General features: G+C 29.9%; 22 protein-coding genes. 13 read left to right on the forward strand and 9 right to left on the reverse strand.

What is annotated here, in order from left to right; all coding sequences use genetic code 11:
- The 9 genes from MC378_RS06025 (at window position 1) to MC378_RS06065 (ending at window position 10,118) form a co-directional block, all read left to right on the forward strand.
- Entirely contained in the window at window positions 1-528 is a 528-nt protein-coding gene (locus MC378_RS06025) for a DUF3341 domain-containing protein (protein ID WP_242177848.1), read from the forward strand.
- A gap of 10 nt (window positions 529-538) precedes the next feature.
- Complete coding sequence (locus tag MC378_RS06030) at window positions 539-1,084, forward strand: c-type cytochrome (RefSeq protein WP_242177849.1); 546 nt, start codon at window positions 539-541, stop codon at window positions 1,082-1,084.
- Window positions 1,085-1,110: 26 nt separating this feature from the next.
- A complete protein-coding gene (locus tag MC378_RS06035; protein WP_242177850.1) occupies window positions 1,111-2,535 on the forward strand; it encodes a quinol:cytochrome C oxidoreductase in 1,425 nt (474 codons plus the stop codon).
- Between the two features lie 37 nt (window positions 2,536-2,572).
- Entirely contained in the window at window positions 2,573-3,580 is a 1,008-nt protein-coding gene (locus MC378_RS06040; RefSeq protein ID WP_242177851.1) for a cytochrome c oxidase subunit II, read from the forward strand.
- A 32-nt stretch (window positions 3,581-3,612) separates the two neighbouring features.
- Window positions 3,613-5,394 carry a cytochrome c oxidase subunit I gene (locus MC378_RS06045; RefSeq protein ID WP_242177852.1) on the forward strand — a complete coding sequence of 594 codons (1,782 nt, stop codon included), beginning with the start codon at window positions 3,613-3,615 and terminating at the stop codon, window positions 5,392-5,394.
- A 111-nt stretch (window positions 5,395-5,505) separates the two neighbouring features.
- Window positions 5,506-6,528 carry a Holliday junction branch migration DNA helicase RuvB gene (gene ruvB / locus MC378_RS06050; RefSeq protein WP_242177853.1) on the forward strand — a complete coding sequence of 341 codons (1,023 nt, stop codon included), beginning with the start codon at window positions 5,506-5,508 and terminating at the stop codon, window positions 6,526-6,528.
- A 3-nt stretch (window positions 6,529-6,531) separates the two neighbouring features.
- The gene (locus MC378_RS06055; RefSeq protein WP_242177854.1) at window positions 6,532-8,259 is read left to right on the forward strand and encodes a SulP family inorganic anion transporter; all 1,728 of its coding nucleotides are present in this window, start codon (window positions 6,532-6,534) and stop codon (window positions 8,257-8,259) included.
- An 82-nt stretch (window positions 8,260-8,341) separates the two neighbouring features.
- On the forward strand, window positions 8,342-9,751 hold the full coding sequence (locus tag MC378_RS06060) for an MBL fold metallo-hydrolase (RefSeq protein ID WP_242177855.1): 1,410 nt from the start codon (window positions 8,342-8,344) through the stop codon (window positions 9,749-9,751).
- Between the two features lies 1 nt (window position 9,752).
- A complete protein-coding gene (locus MC378_RS06065; RefSeq protein ID WP_242177856.1) occupies window positions 9,753-10,118 on the forward strand; it encodes a rhodanese-like domain-containing protein in 366 nt (121 codons plus the stop codon).
- A gap of 57 nt (window positions 10,119-10,175) precedes the next feature.
- Here the strand turns inward: MC378_RS06065 and MC378_RS06070 are convergent, their stop codons facing one another.
- The 3 genes from MC378_RS06070 to MC378_RS06080 form a co-directional block, all read right to left on the reverse strand.
- Window positions 10,176-11,105, reverse strand: a complete 930-nt coding sequence (locus MC378_RS06070) for an alpha/beta fold hydrolase (protein ID WP_242177857.1) — start codon at window positions 11,103-11,105, stop codon at window positions 10,176-10,178.
- A 59-nt stretch (window positions 11,106-11,164) separates the two neighbouring features.
- On the reverse strand, window positions 11,165-11,356 hold the full coding sequence (locus tag MC378_RS06075) for a hypothetical protein (protein ID WP_242177858.1): 192 nt from the start codon (window positions 11,354-11,356) through the stop codon (window positions 11,165-11,167).
- 300 nt (window positions 11,357-11,656) lie between these two features.
- On the reverse strand, window positions 11,657-13,999 hold the full coding sequence (locus MC378_RS06080) for a TonB-dependent receptor (protein ID WP_242177859.1): 2,343 nt from the start codon (window positions 13,997-13,999) through the stop codon (window positions 11,657-11,659).
- Between the two features lie 253 nt (window positions 14,000-14,252).
- Between MC378_RS06080 and MC378_RS06085 the strand changes: the two genes are divergently transcribed.
- The gene (locus tag MC378_RS06085) at window positions 14,253-14,648 is read left to right on the forward strand and encodes a hypothetical protein (RefSeq protein WP_242177860.1); all 396 of its coding nucleotides are present in this window, start codon (window positions 14,253-14,255) and stop codon (window positions 14,646-14,648) included.
- Here MC378_RS06085 and arfB read toward each other — a convergent pair.
- The 5 genes from arfB to MC378_RS06110 form a co-directional block, all read right to left on the reverse strand.
- Complete coding sequence (arfB, locus tag MC378_RS06090) at window positions 14,645-15,049, reverse strand: alternative ribosome rescue aminoacyl-tRNA hydrolase ArfB (RefSeq protein WP_242177861.1); 405 nt, start codon at window positions 15,047-15,049, stop codon at window positions 14,645-14,647. The genes MC378_RS06085 and arfB overlap by 4 nt on opposite strands.
- On the reverse strand, window positions 15,049-15,708 hold the full coding sequence (locus MC378_RS06095) for an AAA family ATPase (RefSeq protein ID WP_242177862.1): 660 nt from the start codon (window positions 15,706-15,708) through the stop codon (window positions 15,049-15,051). Before MC378_RS06095 ends, arfB begins: the two co-directional genes overlap by 1 nt.
- Window positions 15,669-16,301, reverse strand: coding sequence for a nicotinamide riboside transporter PnuC (gene pnuC, locus MC378_RS06100; protein WP_242177863.1), 633 nt, complete (start codon window positions 16,299-16,301; stop codon window positions 15,669-15,671). Before pnuC ends, MC378_RS06095 begins: the two co-directional genes overlap by 40 nt.
- 59 nt (window positions 16,302-16,360) lie before the next feature.
- A complete protein-coding gene (locus tag MC378_RS06105; RefSeq protein WP_242177963.1) occupies window positions 16,361-17,086 on the reverse strand; it encodes a phosphoglycerol geranylgeranyltransferase in 726 nt (241 codons plus the stop codon).
- 72 nt (window positions 17,087-17,158) lie between these two features.
- A complete protein-coding gene (locus tag MC378_RS06110) occupies window positions 17,159-18,034 on the reverse strand; it encodes a helix-turn-helix domain-containing protein (RefSeq protein ID WP_242177864.1) in 876 nt (291 codons plus the stop codon).
- Between the two features lie 94 nt (window positions 18,035-18,128).
- Here MC378_RS06110 and MC378_RS06115 point away from each other — a divergent pair, with 94 nt between their 5' ends.
- A complete protein-coding gene (locus tag MC378_RS06115; RefSeq protein WP_242177865.1) occupies window positions 18,129-18,479 on the forward strand; it encodes a DUF983 domain-containing protein in 351 nt (116 codons plus the stop codon).
- Between the two features lie 82 nt (window positions 18,480-18,561).
- Here MC378_RS06115 and MC378_RS06120 read toward each other — a convergent pair whose 3' ends face one another.
- On the reverse strand, window positions 18,562-19,188 hold the full coding sequence (locus tag MC378_RS06120; RefSeq protein ID WP_242177866.1) for a 4'-phosphopantetheinyl transferase family protein: 627 nt from the start codon (window positions 19,186-19,188) through the stop codon (window positions 18,562-18,564).
- A 63-nt stretch (window positions 19,189-19,251) separates the two neighbouring features.
- On the opposite strand from MC378_RS06120, the gene ahcY reads away from it, so the two are divergent.
- Both ahcY and MC378_RS06130 read left to right on the forward strand, forming a co-directional pair.
- Window positions 19,252-20,565 carry an adenosylhomocysteinase gene (gene ahcY / locus MC378_RS06125; protein WP_242177867.1) on the forward strand — a complete coding sequence of 438 codons (1,314 nt, stop codon included), beginning with the start codon at window positions 19,252-19,254 and terminating at the stop codon, window positions 20,563-20,565.
- Between the two features lie 269 nt (window positions 20,566-20,834).
- Entirely contained in the window at window positions 20,835-21,305 is a 471-nt protein-coding gene (locus tag MC378_RS06130; protein ID WP_242177868.1) for a DinB family protein, read from the forward strand.
- Window positions 21,306-21,317: the final 12 nt, after the last annotated feature.

Below are 21,317 nucleotides of genomic sequence, written 5' to 3' on the forward strand. Positions count from 1 at the left end.
ATGGAATCATCAAAAGTTATTCACGCGTTTTATACGGATGACGAGATTTTGTTAGATGCAGTGAAAACTGTAAAGGCAAAACATCATCATATTGAAGAAGTATTTTGTCCATTTCCAGTGCATGGATTAGACAAAGCAATGGGCTTAGCTCCTACAAGATTAGCTATTACAGCTTTCTTTTATGGGATCACTGGGTTATGTTTTGCTATTTGGATGACAAATTATATGATGATTCAAGATTGGCCACAAGATATTGGAGGTAAACCTAGTTTTTCTTGGTTAGAAAATATGCCAGCTTTTGTGCCAATTATGTTTGAATTAACCGTGTTTTTTGCAGCCCATTTAATGGTAATTACTTTTTATATGAGAAGTAGAATTTGGCCATTTAAAGAAGCTGAAAATCCAGATCCTAGAACTACAGATGATCATTTCTTAATGGAAATCCCTGTACATAATAATGTAGATGAATTAACCGCATTATTACAAAAAACAGGAGCTGTAGAAATTAATATAGTAGACAAGCACTAATTTATAGATAATGAAGAATTTTAAATTAATTATCGCTTTAGTAATATTTACAAGTTTGGTATCTTGTAATAAACGTACACCAAAATTACAATATATGCCAGATATGTATGTATCTGTACCTTATGATGTAAATGGTGCTGAAGGTTTAAACGGTAAACCAGTTAACTTAAAACCAGTTGCAGGAACAATTGCAAGAGGAGGACATCCCACTTATGATATTCCTAACACTAACGAAGGTTACGATAAAGCAAAAGCAGAATTAACCAATCCTTTAGAAGCTACAGAAGCTAATTTAGAAAATGGTAAAAAAATGTACGATATTTATTGTATATCTTGCCATGGTAAAAAAGGAGATGGTGATGGAGTTTTGTCACAAAGAGAAAAGTTTGAAGGAATTCCAAACTATAAAGATAGAGATGTAAACGCAGGAACTATTTATCATGTAATTATGTATGGTAAAGGTTTAATGGGATCTCATGCTTCTCAATTAACGTACACAGAACGTTGGCAAATAGTACAATACGTAGAACATTTACGTTCAGATTTAGCAAAATAATTACAAAAAGAAAGAATACGAAAGATATGTATCAATTCTCTGGTAAATTAAAAACATTCTCATTAGCTCTAATTCTTTTAGGCGCTTTAGGAATTACATATGGTTTTTTTACTGCACCAAAAACAGTAGAAGAAGCTAAAGACATTATAGCACAACAAGTAGACTCTCATGGCAACGGTCATGAAGTTTTACATGAAGATGCTAAAAAAATTGAACATGCAACCGAAAATCATGATGCAAATAAAGCTCATGTTTCTGCAGATGCTCATGGCAAACATCATGATGCAGCTCATGACGAGCATGTTTTTCATCAATTACAAAATAAACCTTGGTCTGCAGTTTATGTAGCTTTGTTTTTCTTTTTAGGAATTTCATTAGTTGTTTTAGCTTTTTATGCATCGCAAAGAGTAGCGCAATCGGCTTGGTCTGTTGTTCTATTTAGAGTGATGGAAGCGATAACAGCCAACTTAGTACCAACTTCTATTTTTATGTTACTCTTTATTGTAGCAAGTATTATGCATATGAATCATATATTTCCATGGATGGCAGAAGGAACTTTTACTCCAGGTCATGAAAATTATGATGCAATTATAGATGGTAAATCTTGGTGGATGAATATTCCAGATTGGACTATTAGAGGTGTTGTGTATTTATTGATATGGAATGCATATAGATGGTTTATTCGTAGAAATTCTATTAAAGAAGATACTGCAAATGATGCTAATAAAACTTACAAGTTAAACTATAATGTTTCTGTTGGATTTATCTTCTTATTTATGTTAACCGAATCAATGATGTCTTGGGATTGGATTATGGGATTAGATCCTCACTGGTTCTCTACATTATTTGGATGGTATGTATTATCAGGTTTTTTAGTAAGTGCATTAACAGCAATCGCTTTTGTTACTATTTATTTACGTTCTAAAGGTTTTTTACCAGCAGTGAATGATAGTCATATTCATGATTTGGCTAAGTTTATGTTTGGGTTCTCTATTTTCTGGACCTACTTATGGTTTGCTCAGTTTATGTTAATCTGGTATGCAAATATTCCAGAAGAAACTACATATTTTGCTATGAGATTTGAAGAATATAAATTACCTTTTATTGGAATGCTAGGTATGAACTTTGTTTTTCCAATATTGTTATTATTAAATAGCGATTTTAAAAGTATTCCTTGGTTTGTTGTGATAGGAGGTGTTGTAATATTGTTAGGACATTATGTAGACGTTTTTGTAATGGTTATGCCTGCAACTGTAGGAGCACATTGGTCTTTTGGTATTACAGAATTTAGTGCATTGTTATTCTTTTTAGGAGTATTTATTTTTACTGTTTTTAGTGCATTTGCAAAAGCAAATCCTATACCAGTTGGAAATCCATTCTTAAAAGAGAGTGAACACTTTCACTACTATAACATCGAACACAGAGGAGAAGGATCAGGAGATCATCATTAATAAATAATTGAATTAAAATAATTAAGACGAGATAAGTATGTTAGCTCTATTTTATATTTTTATAGTTGTTGCAATAGGAGTAAGTTTTTGGCAAATAACCAGAATCATGAACTTAAGAAGTTCAATAGCTACCAATAAGGACAACGCTACACAAGGAAAATTAGCCCTTGCATTCATGGCATTTTTATATGGAATGATGATTTATTGTTTAATTTTCATGAATGTAATAATGTTACCAGAATCTGCTTCTATTGAAGGAGAACACGATGATAATCTATTTGATATTACATTCTGGTTAATTGGTATTGTGCAATTTTTAATGCAGTTTTTAATCTTTTACTTTACCTTTAAATATAGGGGAAGAGAAGGTCAAAAGGCTAAATTTTATGCAGATAGTCATAAATTAGAATTGATTTGGACCGTTACACCTGCAGCCGTTTTAGTGGTGTTAATTGGTTATGGTCTTTGGCAGTGGAATAATACCATGGACTTGTCTGATGATAAAGATGCTATTGTAATTGAAGTTTATGCTCAACAATTTAGATGGGACGCACGTTACGCTGGAGAAGACAATACATTAGGATATGGAAATGTAAATTACATAAAAGGTATTAACACAATGGGGGTTGATATGACAGATAAAAATGCTTTAGACGATAAACATGTAACTGAATTATATTTACCTAAAGGTAGAAAAGTTCACTTTAAATTTCGTTCTCAAGATGTTTTACATTCTGCCTATATGCCTCATTTTAGAGCACAAATGAACTGTGTACCTGGTATGGTAACACAATTCGGTTTTACTCCTAAGTATACTACTGAAGAAATGAGACAACAATCTGAGGTAATTGAAAAAACTGCAGGAATTAACAAAATAAGAAAAGAAAAAGGAGAAGACCCTTACGTTTTCGACTATTTGTTATTATGTAATAAAATTTGTGGAGCTTCTCACTATAATATGCAAATGAAAATTACAGTTGTAGAGGAAGAAGAATACAACAAGTGGATTGCAGAACAACCAACTTTAGCATCAGTTATTAAATAATTAAATTAAAAGATACTACAAATAAAAAGATTATGTCAGAACATCATCATAAAGAAACATTTGTAACTAAATATATTTTTAGTCAAGATCATAAAATGATCTCTAAACAGTTCTTAATAACTGGTATATTTATGGGGATTATTGGAGTTTTTATGTCTATGTTATTTCGTATGCAAATTGCATGGCCAGAAAAATCGTTTTCTATTATTGAAGCGTTTTTAGGGCACCATCAAACGGATGGGGTTATGAATCCAGATATTTACTTAGCAATTGTAACAATTCATGGTACCATTATGGTATTCTTTGTACTTACTGCAGGTTTAAGTGGTACATTTTCTAACTTATTAATTCCATTGCAAATTGGAGCTAGAGATATGGCTTCTGGTTTCTTAAATATGGTATCGTATTGGTTATTCTTTTTATCAAGTATAATCATGGTGATTTCTTTATTTGTTGAAGCGGGACCTGCATCAGCAGGTTGGACAGTATATCCTCCTCTAAGTGCCTTACCTCAAGCAATTCCAGGTTCTGGTTTAGGTATGACTTTATGGTTAGTTTCTATGGCTATATTCATTGCTTCATCATTAATAGGATCATTAAACTATATTGTTACAATTTTCAACTTAAGAACAAAAGGAATGAAAATGACAAGATTGCCATTAACAATGTGGGCTTTCTTTATCACTGCAGTTATTGGTGTTGTTTCTTTCCCTGTATTATTATCAGCAGCATTATTGTTGATCTTTGATAGAAGTTTTGGTACGTCATTTTATTTATCAGATATTTTTATCTCTGGAGAAGTTTTACATTATCAAGGTGGTTCACCAGTATTGTTTGAACATTTATTTTGGTTTTTAGGTCACCCAGAAGTATATATTGTTTTATTACCTGCTTTGGGTATTACATCAGAAATTATATCAACAAACTCTAGAAAACCTATTTTTGGTTATAGAGCAATGATTGGTTCTATTATGGCAATTGCATTTTTATCTACAATTGTTTGGGGACATCATATGTTTGTTTCTGGAATGAACCCATTTTTAGGTTCTGTATTTACATTTACAACTTTATTAATTGCAATACCTTCAGCGGTAAAAGCATTTAACTATATTACTACCTTATGGAAAGGGAATTTACAATTAAATCCTGCCATGTTATTTTCTATCGGATTGGTTTCAACATTTGTAACAGGTGGTTTAACAGGATTGGTTTTAGGAGATTCTGCTTTAGATATTAATGTACATGATACGTATTTTGTTGTTGCGCATTTCCATTTAGTAATGGGAGTTTCTGCCATCTTTGGTATGTTTGCGGGTGTTTATCATTGGTTCCCTAAAATGTATGGAAGAATGATGAATAAAACATTAGGTTACTGGCACTTTTGGATTTCAATAATCTGTGCTTATGGTGTTTTCTGGCCAATGCACTTTATTGGTTTGGCAGGTTTACCACGTAGATACTATACAAATACAAATTTTCCATTATTTGATGATTTAGCAGATATCAACGTTGTAATTACAATTTTTGCCTTGATTGGTGGTTTAGCTCAAATTATATTTTTAGCAAATTTCTTTATCTCTATTTATAGAGGAGAAAAAGCAACCCAAAATCCTTGGAGATCAAATACATTAGAATGGACAACACCTATTGAACATGTTCATGGTAACTGGCCAGGTAAAATTCCTGAAGTTCACAGATGGGCATACGATTATAGTAAACGTGTAGATCCAAATGATGATGACAGTGACTTTTTACATGGAGAAGACTTTGTGTTACAAACAACACCTTTATTAGATGGTGAAGAACCATCATAAATAATGTTTTATATAATTTAATAAAAACCTTTCCATATTTTTGGAAAGGTTTTTTTGTTATGTAACAAAACATACCAAAAATGTACCTCAAATAATATTATCTTTGTATCTATGAATGAGAACTTGAATCCTGAAAACGACAACTTATCAACTGAAGATTTAGATGTAGAAAAAAAATTACGTCCACTTTCTTTTGAAGATTTTACAGGACAAGATCAAGCAATTGATAACTTAAAGATTTTTGTTGAAGCTGCTAATCAAAGAGATGAAGCTTTAGATCATACATTATTTCATGGTCCTCCTGGTTTAGGAAAAACAACGTTAGCTCATATTTTAGCAAATGAATTACAAGTTGGAATTAAAGTAACCTCAGGACCGGTTTTAGACAAACCAGGAGATTTAGCAGGTTTGTTAACGAATCTTGATGAAAGGGATGTCTTATTTATTGATGAAATTCATCGTTTAAGCCCAATTGTAGAAGAGTATTTATATTCTGCAATGGAAGATTATAAAATTGATATTATGATTGAGTCTGGCCCCAATGCTAGGACTGTTCAAATCAATTTAGAACCTTTTACCTTAATTGGAGCAACAACCCGATCTGGTTTGCTTACAGCGCCAATGAGAGCTCGTTTTGGAATCAGTAGCAGATTGCATTACTACAAAACAGAATTACTTACAACTATTATTCAAAGAAGTGCCTTTATTTTAAAAGTTCCTATCTCTATGGAAGCTGCAATTGAAATTGCAGGAAGAAGTAGAGGAACTCCAAGAATTGCAAATGCCTTACTACGTAGAGTTAGAGATTTTGCGCAAATAAAAGGAGATGGAAGCATTACTATAGAAATTGCAAAATATGCTTTAAAAGCATTAAATGTAGATGCGCATGGTTTAGATGAAATGGATAATAAAATATTAGCAACCATTATTGATAAGTTTAAAGGAGGTCCTGTTGGTATTAGCACAATAGCTACAGCCGTTAGTGAAAATACTGAAACCATAGAAGAAGTATATGAACCTTTTTTAATTCAACAAGGGTTTATTATGAGAACACCAAGAGGAAGAGAGGTTACCGAATTGGCTTATAAACACCTAGGAAGAACAAAAGAAAAAAATCAAGGAGAATTATTTTAAAAGATGAATATTAAAAAAATAATACCAATCTTAGAATGGTTACCTAACTATAAAAAAAATCTTTTTAGAGGAGATTTAGTTGCTGGTATTACTGTTAGTATTATTTTAATTCCACAAGGAATAGCCTATGCTTTAATTGCAGGTTTACCTCCAATTTATGGATTGTATTGTGCGCTAATGCCACAAGTTATTTATGCTATTTTTGGATCATCAAAACAAGTAGCAATTGGACCTGTAGCCATGGATAGTTTAATTGTAGCAACAGGTGTTTCTACAATGGCTTTAGCAGGTTCTGATAGTTATATTTCTATTGCTATTTTATTGGCGTTAATGGTTGGGACCATTCAATTTATTTTAGGAATTTTTAGTTTAGGGTTTATTGTTAATTTTTTATCTAGACCAGTTATTACAGGATTTACATCTGCTGTGGCATTAATTATTGGACTTAATCAATTTAGAAATTTATTAGGTGTAGATTTTATTCAAAGCGATCAAATTCACGTTATAGTTGAAGATATTTGGCGTCAAATTTTAAGATTTAACGGGCATACGACTACTATAGGTGTAATATCTATGTTTATTATTATAGTATTTAGAAAAATTAATAAGAAAATTCCAAATGCACTTATTGTTGTTGTTCTTGGTATTGTTTCCATGAAATATTTTGGAAATAGTTTTTCAGATGTGTCTATTGTAAAAGATATTCCTTCAGGTTTACCTAAATTTGGAATTCCAGAATTCGATTTAGAACAAATAAAACAATTGTTACCCATTGCTCTAACTTTAGTAATGGTAGGTTACTTAGAAACCATTTCTATAGGAAAATCTTTAGAAGCCAAACAAGATGAATATAGAATAAGACCAAATCAAGAATTAATTGCTTTAGGATTAGGAAATATGGTAGGATCATTATTCAAAGCATATCCTACTACTTCAAGTTTTTCTCGTTCTGCAATAAATCAAGAAAGCGGCGCAAAAACGGGAATGGCAGCATTAGTTTCTGTAGTAATGGTGATGATAACCTTACTTTTTTTAACGCCCCTTTTTTACCATTTGCCAAAAACAGTTTTAGCTGCAATCATTATCGTAGCAGTTTTTGGTTTGATAAATTTTAAAGAAGCAGCTTTTTTATGGAAAGCAAATATTTTAGATTTTTGGTTAATGATTGCTACTTTTCTAGGAACACTTTTTTTTGGAATTGAGTACGGAATCATAGTTGGTGTAGGTTTGTCATTAGTTGTTTTAATATTTAGAACTTCAAGACCTTATGTAACTGAATTAGGAAAAGTTCCAGATTCTAATTTTTACAGAAATAAAAATCGTTTTGAAGAAGTAATTATTGAAGATGATATTTTAGTGTTTAGGTTTGATGCACAATTATTTTATGCAAATTCGAATTATTTTAGAGATAATTTAGACGAAATGGCAGCTAAAAAAGGAAAGGCATTAAAATTGATTGTATTAGACGCAGAGAGTATTAATAGAGTAGATAGTACAGGTGTAGAAATGTTAAAAGAACGCATTAAGTACTATAAGAAAAAAGGAGTAGTTTTTTATTTTGCGGGAGTTAAAGGACCAGTAAGAGATGATTTTTTTAGAAGTGGAATTTTAGATATTATAGGTATCAATCACTTCTTTATGAAAGTAAATCAAGCTGTTAGATTTTATAAAACAGGAGATAGAAAACATCAAGAAAAGTATGCAAAATATATACATCAAGCATACAAATAATTATAAATGTTACTGATAAATATCATTTTAAATATATGGTTTATAATGTTTTTTTGAAGTTTAAAAATAGAGAAATTAAAGCATGATAATAGAACAAATTTACACAGGTTGTTTAGCACAGGGAGCCTATTATATAGAAAGTAAAGGTGAAGTAGCAATTATAGATCCATTAAGAGAAGTGCAAGATTATATTGACAAAGCTAGCAAGAGCAATGCAAAAATAAAATATATTTTTGAAACCCACTTTCATGCAGATTTTGTTAGTGGTCATGTAACACTAGCAGAAAAAACAGGTGCAGAAATTGTATATGGCCCAACAGCTAAAACAAGTTTCGAAGCAATTATAGCAGAAGATCAACAAGTTTTTAATGTTGGTGATTTAACAATAACAGTATTACACACTCCAGGACATACAATGGAAAGTTCTTGTTATTTGCTGAAAAATAAAGAAGGAAAAGACCTTGCTATTTTTAGTGGAGATACACTTTTTCTAGGAGATGTTGGAAGACCCGATTTAGCACAAAAAGGAGATATCACAGAAAAAGATTTAGCCGGATTTTTATATGAAAGTTTACGCAATAAAGTAATGACCTTAGCAGACGATGTTATTGTTTATCCTGCACATGGCGCAGGTTCTGCTTGTGGTAAAAACCTAAGTAAAGAAACTGTAGGAACTATTGGAGATCAAAAGAAAACCAATTATGCGCTAAGAGCAGACATGACTAAAGAAGAATTTATTAAAGAAGTTACAGATGGTTTATTACCTCCTCCTGCATATTTTCCGTTAAATGTTAAAATGAATAAAGAAGGTTATAAGTCAATTGATGAAATTATTAAGAACAGTGCAAGAGCATTGTCGGTTTTAGATTTTGAATTGATTGCTAATGAAACGGATGCTATTATTTTAGACGTTCGTCATCAATCAGAATTTATAAAAGGATTTATTCCACAATCAATTTTTATTGGGTTAGGAGGCACATTTGCACCATGGGTTGGCGCTTTAATAAAAGATGTGACACAACCAATTTTATTAGTAACCCCTTTAGGAGAAGAAGAAACAACTATAACTCGTTTGTCTAGAGTTGGTTTTGATAATGTATTGGGTTATTTAGATGGGAGTTTCGATTCTTGGAAGAAAGCAAATAAAGAAGTGGATACTTTAGAATCTGTTTCTGCAATTGTTTTAGAAGAAAAAATAAGAGAAAACGCAGTTGTTTTTGATGTTAGAAAACCTGGAGAATATACTAGTGAACACATAGAAGTTGCAGAAAATACACCTTTAGATTTTCTAAACAATCATATTTCTGAATTTCCTAAAAAAGGAGATTTTTATGTGCATTGTGCTGGTGGTTATCGTTCTGTAATTGCATCGTCAATTTTAAAAGCTCGTGGATTTCATAACGTAATAGATGTTGCTGGGGGTTATGACGAAATAAAAAAAACCAATATCAAAAGAACAGCAACAGTTTGTCCGTCAACTTTAAAATCATAAAATGAAAAAAGTAATAACTTGTTTTTTCTTGAGTTTGTTTTTTATCTCATGTGGTAATTCTCAAGAAATAAAATCGATAACAACATCAGAATTAAAAGATTTATTGGCGAAAGAAAAAATACAACTAATAGATGTTAGAACGCCAAAAGAAACGAAACAAGGGTTTATAGAAACAGCTTTGTTTGCAAATTTTTATAGTGATAGTTTTTATACAGATGCTACAAAACAAATAGATAAAAACAAAGTGGTTTATTTGTATTGTAGAAGCGGAAGCAGAAGTTTAAAAGCATCCAAAATGTTGCAAGAAAAAGGCTATAAAATTGTTAATGTTTTAGGAGGTTATAATAAATGGAAGCAAGAAAACTAATCACACTATAAGATATTATATAAAAAAAACCTGAGGAATTTTCTTCAGGTTTTTTGTTTACTTAAGTTTAGGTGTTTTATCGTTTATAAAATAATCTAAAACCTTATTGTATTCATTTGAAGCGTTTATATATGGAAAATGACCTTCATTATGAAAGGTGTAAACTTTTGCATTTAGATACAACTCTTTTATCTCTTTTCTTAATTTTTTAGGTATTAAAGGATCGTTATCAGATTCTATAATAAGTTTAGAAATCTGTTTATATTTATTTTCTGTAGAATTAATTGTAAACGGATCTACAACTACTTTAAACCTATTTATAAAACTCTTTTTAGAAAAGGGTAACGAAGGTAAAAAACAAGCTAAAAGCGTATCGTTTTTTGCGGCTGGTAGCAGTTTATCTTTTAATGTTTTGTCTCCTAATTTAGAGATTACAATTTCTGGTAAAAAAGGAATAATTTTACTTTTTAATAAATTATCTTTTAGTAAATCTTCATTTGGTGGAAAAGTATTTCCAAACACAACTTTTTCAACTCTTTCTGGGATTGATTTTAAAATGTATTGTGTAATATATCCTCCCATAGAAGTTCCGACAGCAATAAACTTATCAACTTTTTCTTCCTTTAAAATCGACTTAATTCCTGCTAAAGCATCATTTAAATTATCAATTTCATCTGGTAAGGTATAGGTAATAATTTTAAAATCATTTTCAAAATAGTTTATTTGTTGCCACCACAAATCATAAGCGCCTCCCATTCCGTGTAAAAAAACAATTGTTTTTGTTCCTTTTCCTGTTGATAAATATTGCCAGGAAACGGAATTAACAGTTATCTTTTTTGTTTTTCTGTTTTGAAATTCTCTTAAGGTTTTTGAAGCTATATCATTCTTTTTATAGTGTTCAAAAAAATTAGATTGAGGAGCAGATATATTATATAATATGAAAAGACCAATTATAGAAATAAGTAGAAATAGAGTTTTTTTTCTCATTGATAAGATTTTAAAATAAAAGTCTCAGTACTTTTTGTGAAAGTCTAAGTTAATTTATTTTAAATAAATAAGTTGCAATCATCACAATTTTTAACTTCTCCATAATAGGTTTCTCTATATTTATGAATTGTTTTGATAGGGAAACCTAAAACATATTTTTTGATATAGGTAACTCTAGAATTTAAGGTTCCCATTGCAGATGAATAATATTTTTCGTGTTTTGTGTTTCTTTTAAATTTAATTATTTTCATAATATTAGTTTTTGGGAATGCATATAAATACACTCCAATGATTGTTTTTAGAATAAATAATGTGAAGTAAAAAGTTTTGCAGAAAAAGTGCAAAAATAGTAGCTAGAAAGCTGGAGGAATAAATTTATCAGACTGATTTTTGAAGACACTAAAACCAAAGTTATAGATTCTAGTATTTCGATTTTGATAAATTGTAGATGTTTTCATAGATGCCAAAAGTACAAAAAATAAGCCATTTTTGCTAAAAAATGGCTTATTTTTATTGTTTTTGACTTAAAAAGGACTATAAATGAAGTTTTTTTAAAATTTCAATGTAGCTCCAATTAAGAAGTTTCTTGTGGCTTGTGGATAATAACCAGCGCCATCTATAGTTGTTGTGTTTCCTGGAGTAGACCAAGTGTCATCATATGTGTAATAGTAACCTCTATCTACATATTTTTTGTTGAATATGTTGTTTACTAAAGCAGAAAACACAATAGATTTAAAAATCTTATTTGGTGTTATTTCATAAACAACATTTAAATCAGAAGTAAAAAAACTTTTTAAAATATCATCTTTAGAAATTTTACTACTATAATTACTCATATACTGTTTTCCTACAAATTTAGATAAAAATGAAATTTGTAAATTTTCTTTTGGCTGATAAACAAAAATGTTTCCAAGAACAACATCAGGAGAGAAAGATAAATTCGTGTTTCCTAAGTTTTGTAATTTCCCATCAATTTGAGCAAAAAAATCTTTATTTTTATTTGTACTAAAAGCAGCATTAGGTTTTATAGAAAATTTATCAGATAAAGTAATATCTGCATCTATTTCTAGACCTAACCGATAACTGTTACCAGAAGTAGCTCTTATAGGTGCACCAACACCATCTATGGCACCTGTTAATACCAATTGATTTTTATAATTCATATAATAAATATTGGTATTTAATTTGATGTTTTCTTTCTTTAAACGCCAACCAAATTCTAAATCATTTAAAGTTTCAGGAGTTGTTACTCCTCCTTCAAAATCATTTCTATTTGGTTCTCTATTTGCTACGGCAAAAGAAGTGTATAAATTATTATCTTGGTTAATTCTATATGTTAAACCAAATTTTGGATTAAAAAAATTAAAGTTTGTATCTACATCGATAGGTACTATTTTAGAGGTAATCCCTTTTGTTTGATAATTTACAAATCGCCCTTGTACATCTGCATAAGCAGAAAGCTTTGCGTTAATTTCAAAAGTAGCTTTTGCAAAAATCGAAAAATCTATTTTTTTTGCATCAGAAAAATAATAACGATCTCTTATGTTTACGTTTGGAGCTAAGTCTTCTCCCCAAATTACTTCACCAAAATGATTTCCAGAATAATTAGAATATGAAATTCCAGTAATAAAATTTAGTTTTTCTGTTTTGTAATTTGTGTTGAAATTTACAACGTAAAAATTGTTGTCTAACCAACGTCTTACAATTACGTCTGTACCATCAATAATTAAATTATTGTAATCGGCAGCATCTCTATCTTCTTTGTACTGCTCAAAAAAACCTGAACCTTTTGTGTAGTTTAAGCCTAAGTTTGTAGACCAGTTTTCGTTTAGTTTTTCATTCCAATGCAATTGATAATGGTTTTGGTCATAATCATCGACTTCATTCTCGTAAGTATATGGGTTTTGCCTTCTGTTTTCTTTTAATTGATTAGCTGTTAAGCCTTCCCAAGCTTGGTAGGTTTTTTCTTTTCCTCCAAAAGTAATCGCTTTAATCAACGTATTTTCATCGGAATAACTTCCTTGTAAATAGTAAGATTTTAAATCAGAATAAGCTCTGTCTACATAACCATCAGAATAAATGTTAGACAAACGTCCTGCAATTTCTATATGATCATTTATTTTTCCTGTACTAAATTTTACAGTGTGTTTTCTTGTAGCATATGAACCAAATGAATTTGATATTTCTGCAGAAGCTTCATCAGAAACTGCATCGGTTAAAATATTTAAACTTGCGCCAAAAGCACCTGAACCGTTGGTTGATGTTCCAACTCCTCGTTGCAATTGTAAGTTCTGAGTAGAAGAAGCAAAATCACTTAAGTTTACCCAAAAAGAACCATGACTTTCTGCGTCGTTATATGGAATTCCATTAACAGTTACATTGATTCGTTCTCCGTTAGAACCACGTACGCTCATGTAAGTGTAACCAACGCCTGCACCAGCATCGGATGATGAAACTACAGAAGGCATATAGTTTAGCAGAATAGGAATATCTTGACCTAAATTACGTTTTGAGATTTCCTTTTTAGATAAGTTAGAAAACGTAACAGGAACATCTGCATTTACACGAACCGCAGAAACTAAAACCTCTTCTAAAATAGTTGAATTTGTTTCTAAAGAAAAAGTAATATCTTCATTTTTTGTTAATGAAATTTCTTTCGAAACGGTCTTGTAACCTAGAAAAGATACTTTAATAGTGTAGTTTCCTTTTGTAAGGTTTAGTGTGAATATCCCTTGAAAATCAGAGGAAGTTCCTTTTGTACTTTCTTTTACCAAAATAGTAGCTCCTGGTAAAGGTTCATTGTTTTCATTTACTACTTTTCCTTTAAGTGTAAATGTCTGGGCGTTTGCAAGTAAGCTTACAAACAAGAATAAAAAAATGGTAATTTTTTTCATTTTAAAAAAATTAAAACGAATAAAAAGAGGTAATTATTCTTGTGATTAATATTGAATAATTAGTTATATAGCATCAATTTTGATACTATTATTTCCCTAAACAGCATTACCTGTTCTAGGTTCATTGGGTATGATCTCAGCCTTTTAAAGCACCCCTTTATGAGAACGGTGCAAATGTAATTTGGATTTTTGAATTAGAAAACAACTAAATCATTTTTTTGTAGATTTGATTTTTAACTTAAAAAAATATAAGATGAACACTTTAAAAGGATTGGAAACTTGGCATGAATTTGTAAAAAATAAAAACCACGAAAATTTAGGAGATTTTTTAGATGATGAAGCTGTTTTATATTCTCCAATTGTTTTTAAACCAATTGAAGGAAGTTTTATGGTAAGTATGTATTTAATGGCTGCTGCAGAAATTATTGCTAATAATAACTTTAAGTATGTTAGAGAAGTTTGTGATGATGAAAATGCTATGCTAGAATTTGTGACTGAAATTGATGGAATTTCTGTAGAAGGAATAGATATGATTAAATTTACTAAAGAAGGAAAGTTAAAAGAAATTAAAGTAATGATTCGTCCTTTAAAAGCAGTCAATGTTGTGCATCAAAAAATGGGAGAATATTTACAAAAAATGAATTCTTAATCGAGTTTAGGTTTTTTTCTTAAAGTTTTTTTTAATGAAGCTCTTTTTTTCTTTTCGGTATTCTTTCTAACAGAAGATTTACTCGGTTTTGTAGGTCTTCTTTTTTTAGGGCGAATTAAATTGGTTTTTAATAATTCTAGAAAACGTTTGATTGCAACCTCCTTATTTCTGTGTTGAGAACGACTCTCATCACAAGCTAAAATAAGTATATTTTCTTTAGTTAATCGAGAAGATAGTTTCTGAGATAGAAGTTGTTTTTCTATATCCGATAAAGCATTTGAAGTATTTAAATCAAAGGTTAGTTCAATTTTAGAAGAAGTTTTATTTACATGTTGCCCACCAGCACCAGAACTTTTAATAGCTTTAAAATAGAGTTCTTTTACAATTTCTTCTGAATTCATTAATAGTCATAAGAATTACCAAAATCGTCTATATTTTGATGTAAAAAATGCATATCTAAATCAATTAGGGTGTCAGAGAAAGAGTATAAATTTTCTTTTTCAGCAATCATTTTATCAATTGCTTTTGTTGCTTCTTCTAGGCGAGTTTCTTTGTCTCCTTTTAATAAAATATAGTTTTTATGATGTGTTTTTAAAGCCTTTTCAAAGGCAAGAAACATCTCTAAACGCAATTCTGGTCTATCTCGTAAATCATCTTCTTCCCAAGGTGTGTCTATGTAGGTTAATAGGTATAAATCATATTGATTTTGGTTTGCCCCTTTGTTTAAGTTTTCATCAACAAATCCTCCGTAATATTCTTCTGAATATACTTTAGTTTCTAGTAAATCGGTATCACAAATTAAAACTTTATCGGCTTTTTTTGCCAATTTGTTTTCTAGTTTCATTTGTCCAACAGCAATCGGAATTAAATCTTCCTTTTCACATGTTTTACGTTCGTTATTCCATTTGTTTTGTAGGTATTCTCTGGCAAATTCTGGTGCCCAAACCGTATTATAATAACGCGCTAATTGTCTAGAAAGAGTTGTTTTTCCTGTAGATTCAGGTCCAAATAAAACTACCTTTAAGATATTGATAGGTTTTTGTTTAAGCTTTTTTTCCATGCTAAATAACCAAATATTGCTATAAATGTAAATATTAAATATTGAAAACTGGTAAAAGTAAATCCTTTATAAAAATATAAAGGGGCAGATATAATGTCTCCAATAATCCAATAAATCCAATTTTCTATTTTTCGTTTTGCCATTAACCACATTCCTACAAAGAAAATTGCTGTAGTAATTGTATCAACATAAGCAGTCCAACTCGTCCATTTTTCAAAATAAGTATACACTGCATATACAAAAATAAGTGTTGCAATAAAAATGAAAACACTTAATTTTTTTTCTTTTAAAGTAGTTTTGGTAATTGGTGTTTCGTGTTCCCCATCACTTTTATAAGTCCAAATATACCAACCGTAAATACTTATTATAAAATAGTATGCATTTATCATCATATCTCCTAAAAGACTCCATTTTAAAAGTAAATACACAAAAATAGCTGTGCTAACCATTCCTGTTGGGAACACCCAAATTTTATTTTGTTTAGAATACCAAACAGATAAAAAACCAAAAATAACGGCAATAATTTCTAGAACAATATCTACGGTTTCGTAGGTTCTGTATTGTCCAAAAAGGAAGTCAATAATTTCTGACATTGAATTTTATTTGAAGTTGTAAATTTAATGTTTTCTATCATTTGAACATTAATTGAAGTCTATTTTTTCAAATCTTCAAAAAAGGATTCATCATTTTCAAAAGCAGTTCCAATAACCACTAAATCTGCTCCTGCATAAAAAGCGTTTTCTAGTTGTTTTTTTGTGCGAATTCCACCACCAATAATTAAAGGAATTGATAAATGATTTTTTACAAGAGTAATAATATTTGTGTTTACAGGCACTGTGGCACCACTACCGGCTTCTATATAAATAAGTTTTTTACCAGAAAATTCGCCAGCTAAAGCGGTATTTAAAATGAGTTCTCTATTTTCTTGATCAATAGGTTTTGTATTACTTACTTTTTGGGTAGCCGTTTCTTTTTGGCCATCAATTAAAATATAACCCGTGGGTAAGATTTGTAAATTAGAGCTTTTTAAAAATGGAGCTGCTTTAATTTGTTGCTCTATTAAATATTCCGGATTTCTACCAGAAAGTAAACTTAAAAATAAAATTCCGTCTGCTTTTTGTGAGATTTGAGAAACATCACCAGGAAATAAAATAACAGGTAAATGAGTTTCTTTTTTAATTATTGCTACAACTTTATCTGTTAAGTTGTTTTTATCTGTACTACCACCTACAAAAATATGTGTTGTAATAGATTGGTGTACTTTTTCAAAAAAAGAAGAAATATTTTCTAGTTCAATCTTTTCTGGATCGATTAAAACTGCCAACAGTTTTTTGCCTTCTTTTTGAGCTAGTAAAATATTTTGGTAAATGTTCACGATTGCGAAAATAAGAAATTACAAGGAGATTAATCTTAAAGAGGTTTATTTTTCGTAGAGAGACTAATTGCCTATTTAGGAAGTATATTTTTTTCTAAAATCCATTGGAGTACAACCTGTTTTAGATTTAAAGAACCTTGAAAAATAAGCGTAATCAGAAAATTGAAGCGTATCTGCAATAGCAGCCAAGTTATTTCCAGAATGAATAATTAATCTTTTAGATTCTAAGATGATTCTTTCAGAAATTAATTGACTTGTAGTTTTGTTTAGTGTTTTTTTTACAACTCTATTTAGGTGTTTCGTAGTGATGTTTAATTGATCGGAATAAAACTTAGGCAATTTTTCTTTATAAAAATATTGATGTATTAAGTGTTCTAATTTTTCGAGTATCATAGAGTAGCTAGGTGAAACCAGTTTTTCTAAATTAACATTTGAAGTATACGCTCTTGCTAAATCTATATAAATACTATTTATTAGGTTTATTATTTTTAATTCTCTTAACAAGTTTTGTTGTTGATATTCTGCAAAAACTTCTTCAAACTTTGGTTTTAATACATCCATTTTTAATGGAGACAATTCTAAGAAAGGCGGATTCTGATTCGAATAATAAAAAGGAAATGAGTGGAGGGTATGATCTAAAAATGTAATTTCATAAAATTCTTGAGAATGGAAAAAGATAAAACCTTCTGGTTTTGTATCAAACTGCCAAGAATGAGTTTGACCCGGTTTTAAAAAGAAAACCTTACCTGGATTTACTTGATAAGAATTAAAATCAATTTCATGCTTACCAAATCCTTCGGTAAAAAGAACGCATAAGTAAAAATTATGACTGTGAGGTTTGTCAATTAATTTTTTGTTCAACTCAATATGATTTGAAAAAGAATTGATATACAAATCATTTAACGATTCGGATTCTTGAAATTGATCAATTTTTAAAACAGGTATCTTCATAAGAATGTCCTAAAAGTACAAAAAATAGCGATTATACTATATGGTAAATGCAGTTTTATCAACTTAATTTTGTTGTATTAATAAATTAGATAGTATGGCAAATGTAATTGATGTTTTAAAATGTAAATGTCCTAATTGTAAAAACGGAAAAATGTATAATCAATTAGGAAACCTTCTTTTGTTTAGAGTCCCTAAAATGAATACTCACTGCAATGAATGTAATTTTAAATTTGAAAAAGAACCCGGTTTCTTTTTTGGGGCTATGTTTGTAAGTTATGCGCTAATATCTGCAGAAATGATAGCGAATATAGTTTTATTTAAACTGATATTTGATTTCTCTTATATATCCGTTGCTATTTTAGCGATTACAACTGTTATATTATTAAGCACCTTTAATCTAAGAGTTTCTAGATCTATTTGGGTTTATATGTTTTACTCTAATTAATAGAGAATTGATTCTGTAAAGGTGTTTTTTTTAATATTAGATTGTTTTGCAAATTTTTGATTTTCAAAACTTTGTGATTCTTTTAAAAAGCAAATACACAAGTAAAACCATCAAATTCTAAAAACCGAATATTGTAAGAATAAGTATCTCCTTCATATCTAATTTCACCTGCCGTTTTATTATCTTCAAACTTAAAGTCTTCAATATAAATATGTTCTAAAAAGCGTAATCTTTTTTTTCCATATATTTTATACAGACTCTCTTTTCCTCCCCAAACAATAGTTAATTTACGAATTAATGCTTCGTGATTTGCAATGGTTTTGTATTCTTCAATAGGTGTAAATTTATGAGCGATTTTTAAAATTTTATCACGTTGCATCTCAATATCAATACCAACATGTAAAGTATCAGAAATTATTAAACCAGAAAAAGTGAATGAATGTGTAATAGAAATATATTTTCCATCTTTTAAGTGTGGTTTTCCAAATTCATCATAAATTAAATCGGTATCAGAATAACCAGCTTCTTTTAATAAATGACGTACACTTAAAAAGCCTCTCTGATGCAAATCTGATTTCATTCCATCTAAACGAGTCTGACTTTTATCTGTAAGTAAAACGTTCGTATTTAATTCATTAAAAGACTCTTCAATTTTCCAAATAAATACTTTGGTGTTTTTGTTAACCGTTAAACTTTTGTAAAGAGGCATACTTTTTTAAAATCTATGTCGTAACTTTGCAGCTCGAAAAATTAGAATATAAATATACATAATATGAGCACAAAAGTAGCTTACGTTCCAAATAAAGTTAAAGATATTTCTTTGGCAGCTTGGGGAAGAAAAGAAATTACATTAGCAGAAGCAGAAATGCCAGGATTAATGTCTTTAAGAGAAGAATACAAAAATGAGCAACCTTTAAAAGGGGCAAGAATTGCAGGATGTTTACACATGACTATCCAGACTGCGGTTTTAATAGAAACTTTACAAGCTTTAGGAGCAGAAGTAACTTGGAGTTCTTGTAATATTTTTTCTACACAAGATCAAGCAGCAGCAGCAATTGCAGCAGCAGGAACAGCAGTTTACGCATGGAAAGGATTAACAGAAGAAGAATTTGATTGGTGTATAGAACAAACACTTTTCTTTGGAGAAGATAGAAAACCTTTAAACATGATTTTGGATGATGGTGGAGATTTAACCAATATGGTTTTGGATAAATATCCAGAATTAGCTGGAGGAATCAATGGTTTATCAGAAGAAACTACTACAGGAGTTCATAGACTTTATGAAAGAGTAAAAAACGGTACTTTACCAATGCCAGCAATTAATGTAAACGATTCTGTTACAAAATCGAAATTTGATAATAAATATGGTTGTAAAGAATCTGCAGTAGATGCAATTCGTAGAGCAACAGATATTATGTTAGCCGGTAAACGTGTAACTGTTTGTGGTTATGGTGATGTTGGTAAAGGAACTGCAGCATCTTTTAAAGGAGCAGGTTCTATTGTAACAGTTACAGAAATTGATCCTATTTGTGCTTTACAAGCTGCAATGGACGGTTTTGAAGTGAAGAAATTAGAAACTGTTGTTGCAAATTCTGATATTATTATTACAACTACAGGAAACAAAGATATTATTCAAGGTCGTCATTTCGAAGCAATGAAAGACAAGGTGATTGTTTGTAATATTGGACACTTTGACAATGAAATTGACATGGCTTGGTTAAATAAAAACCACGGAAATACTAAAGATACTATTAAACCTCAGGTTGATAAATATAATATTAACGGAAAAGATATTATTATTTTGGCAGAAGGACGTTTAGTAAATTTAGGTTGTGCAACAGGTCACCCAAGTTTTGTAATGTCTAACTCATTTACAAACCAAACTTTAGCGCAAATCGAACTTTGGAAAAATGCAGATGCATATGGAAATGATGTGTACATGTTACCAAAACATTTAGATGAAAAAGTAGCAAAATTACACTTAGCTAAAATAGGAGTAGAGTTGACGGAATTACGCGAAGAGCAAGCAGCTTATATTGGTGTTACTGTAGATGGTCCTTATAAGCCAGAACACTATAGATACTAGAAAAGTAGTTTTGAGTTTTTAAAGCTAAGTTATTAGCAATTAAAATTTAAAACGAAATTGTCATTCCTGTGAAAAACAGGAATCTCATAAATATTTAAAACCCTTGCAATTAATTTGTAAGGGTTTTTCTTTTTGGGCGTTTTAACAGGCTTTCACTACTCGCTTTTTTGTTTAAAAAAACAAAAAGAGCTCAAACAAACCGTTCAATCCTTAACGCAAACTTTCTTTCAAAGATTAGTTTTATTACCTTTCAAAAAAATAAATTCTGAATGAAAACATTAAATACTATTAGTTTAGAAAACAAATTAAATCTTTTAGAAAATTATATTCCAAGTAGTGATCGTATAAATACGGCTATTTCAAAAGCAAACGTTGCATGGCACATAGATCATAGTTTAAAAGTTATGAATGCTGTAGTAAAAAATATGCAGAATTCAGATCCAACTTTATATGTAGATAACTTTAGTTTTTTAGGGAAACTACTTTTACAGTTTAATTTTTTTCCAAGAGGAAGGGCAAAAGCACCAAAAGATGTAAAGCCACCAGAAATAATTTTAAAGGAAGATATTATTACGCAGTTAGCAGAAGCGAGACAGAACATAAAAGAAATTTTAAAATTAGATGAAAAAGCATATTTTAAACACCCATTATTTGGCAATGTAAATAAGGCCAGAGTAGTGCGTTTTTTAAATGCCCATACAAATCATCATTTAAAAATTATAAAAAGTATTTTAAAATAAGAATCTTAATAA

The sequence above is a fragment of the Polaribacter marinus genome, from assembly GCF_022662535.1.
Taxonomy (GTDB): Bacteria; Bacteroidota; Bacteroidia; order Flavobacteriales; family Flavobacteriaceae; genus Polaribacter; species Polaribacter marinus.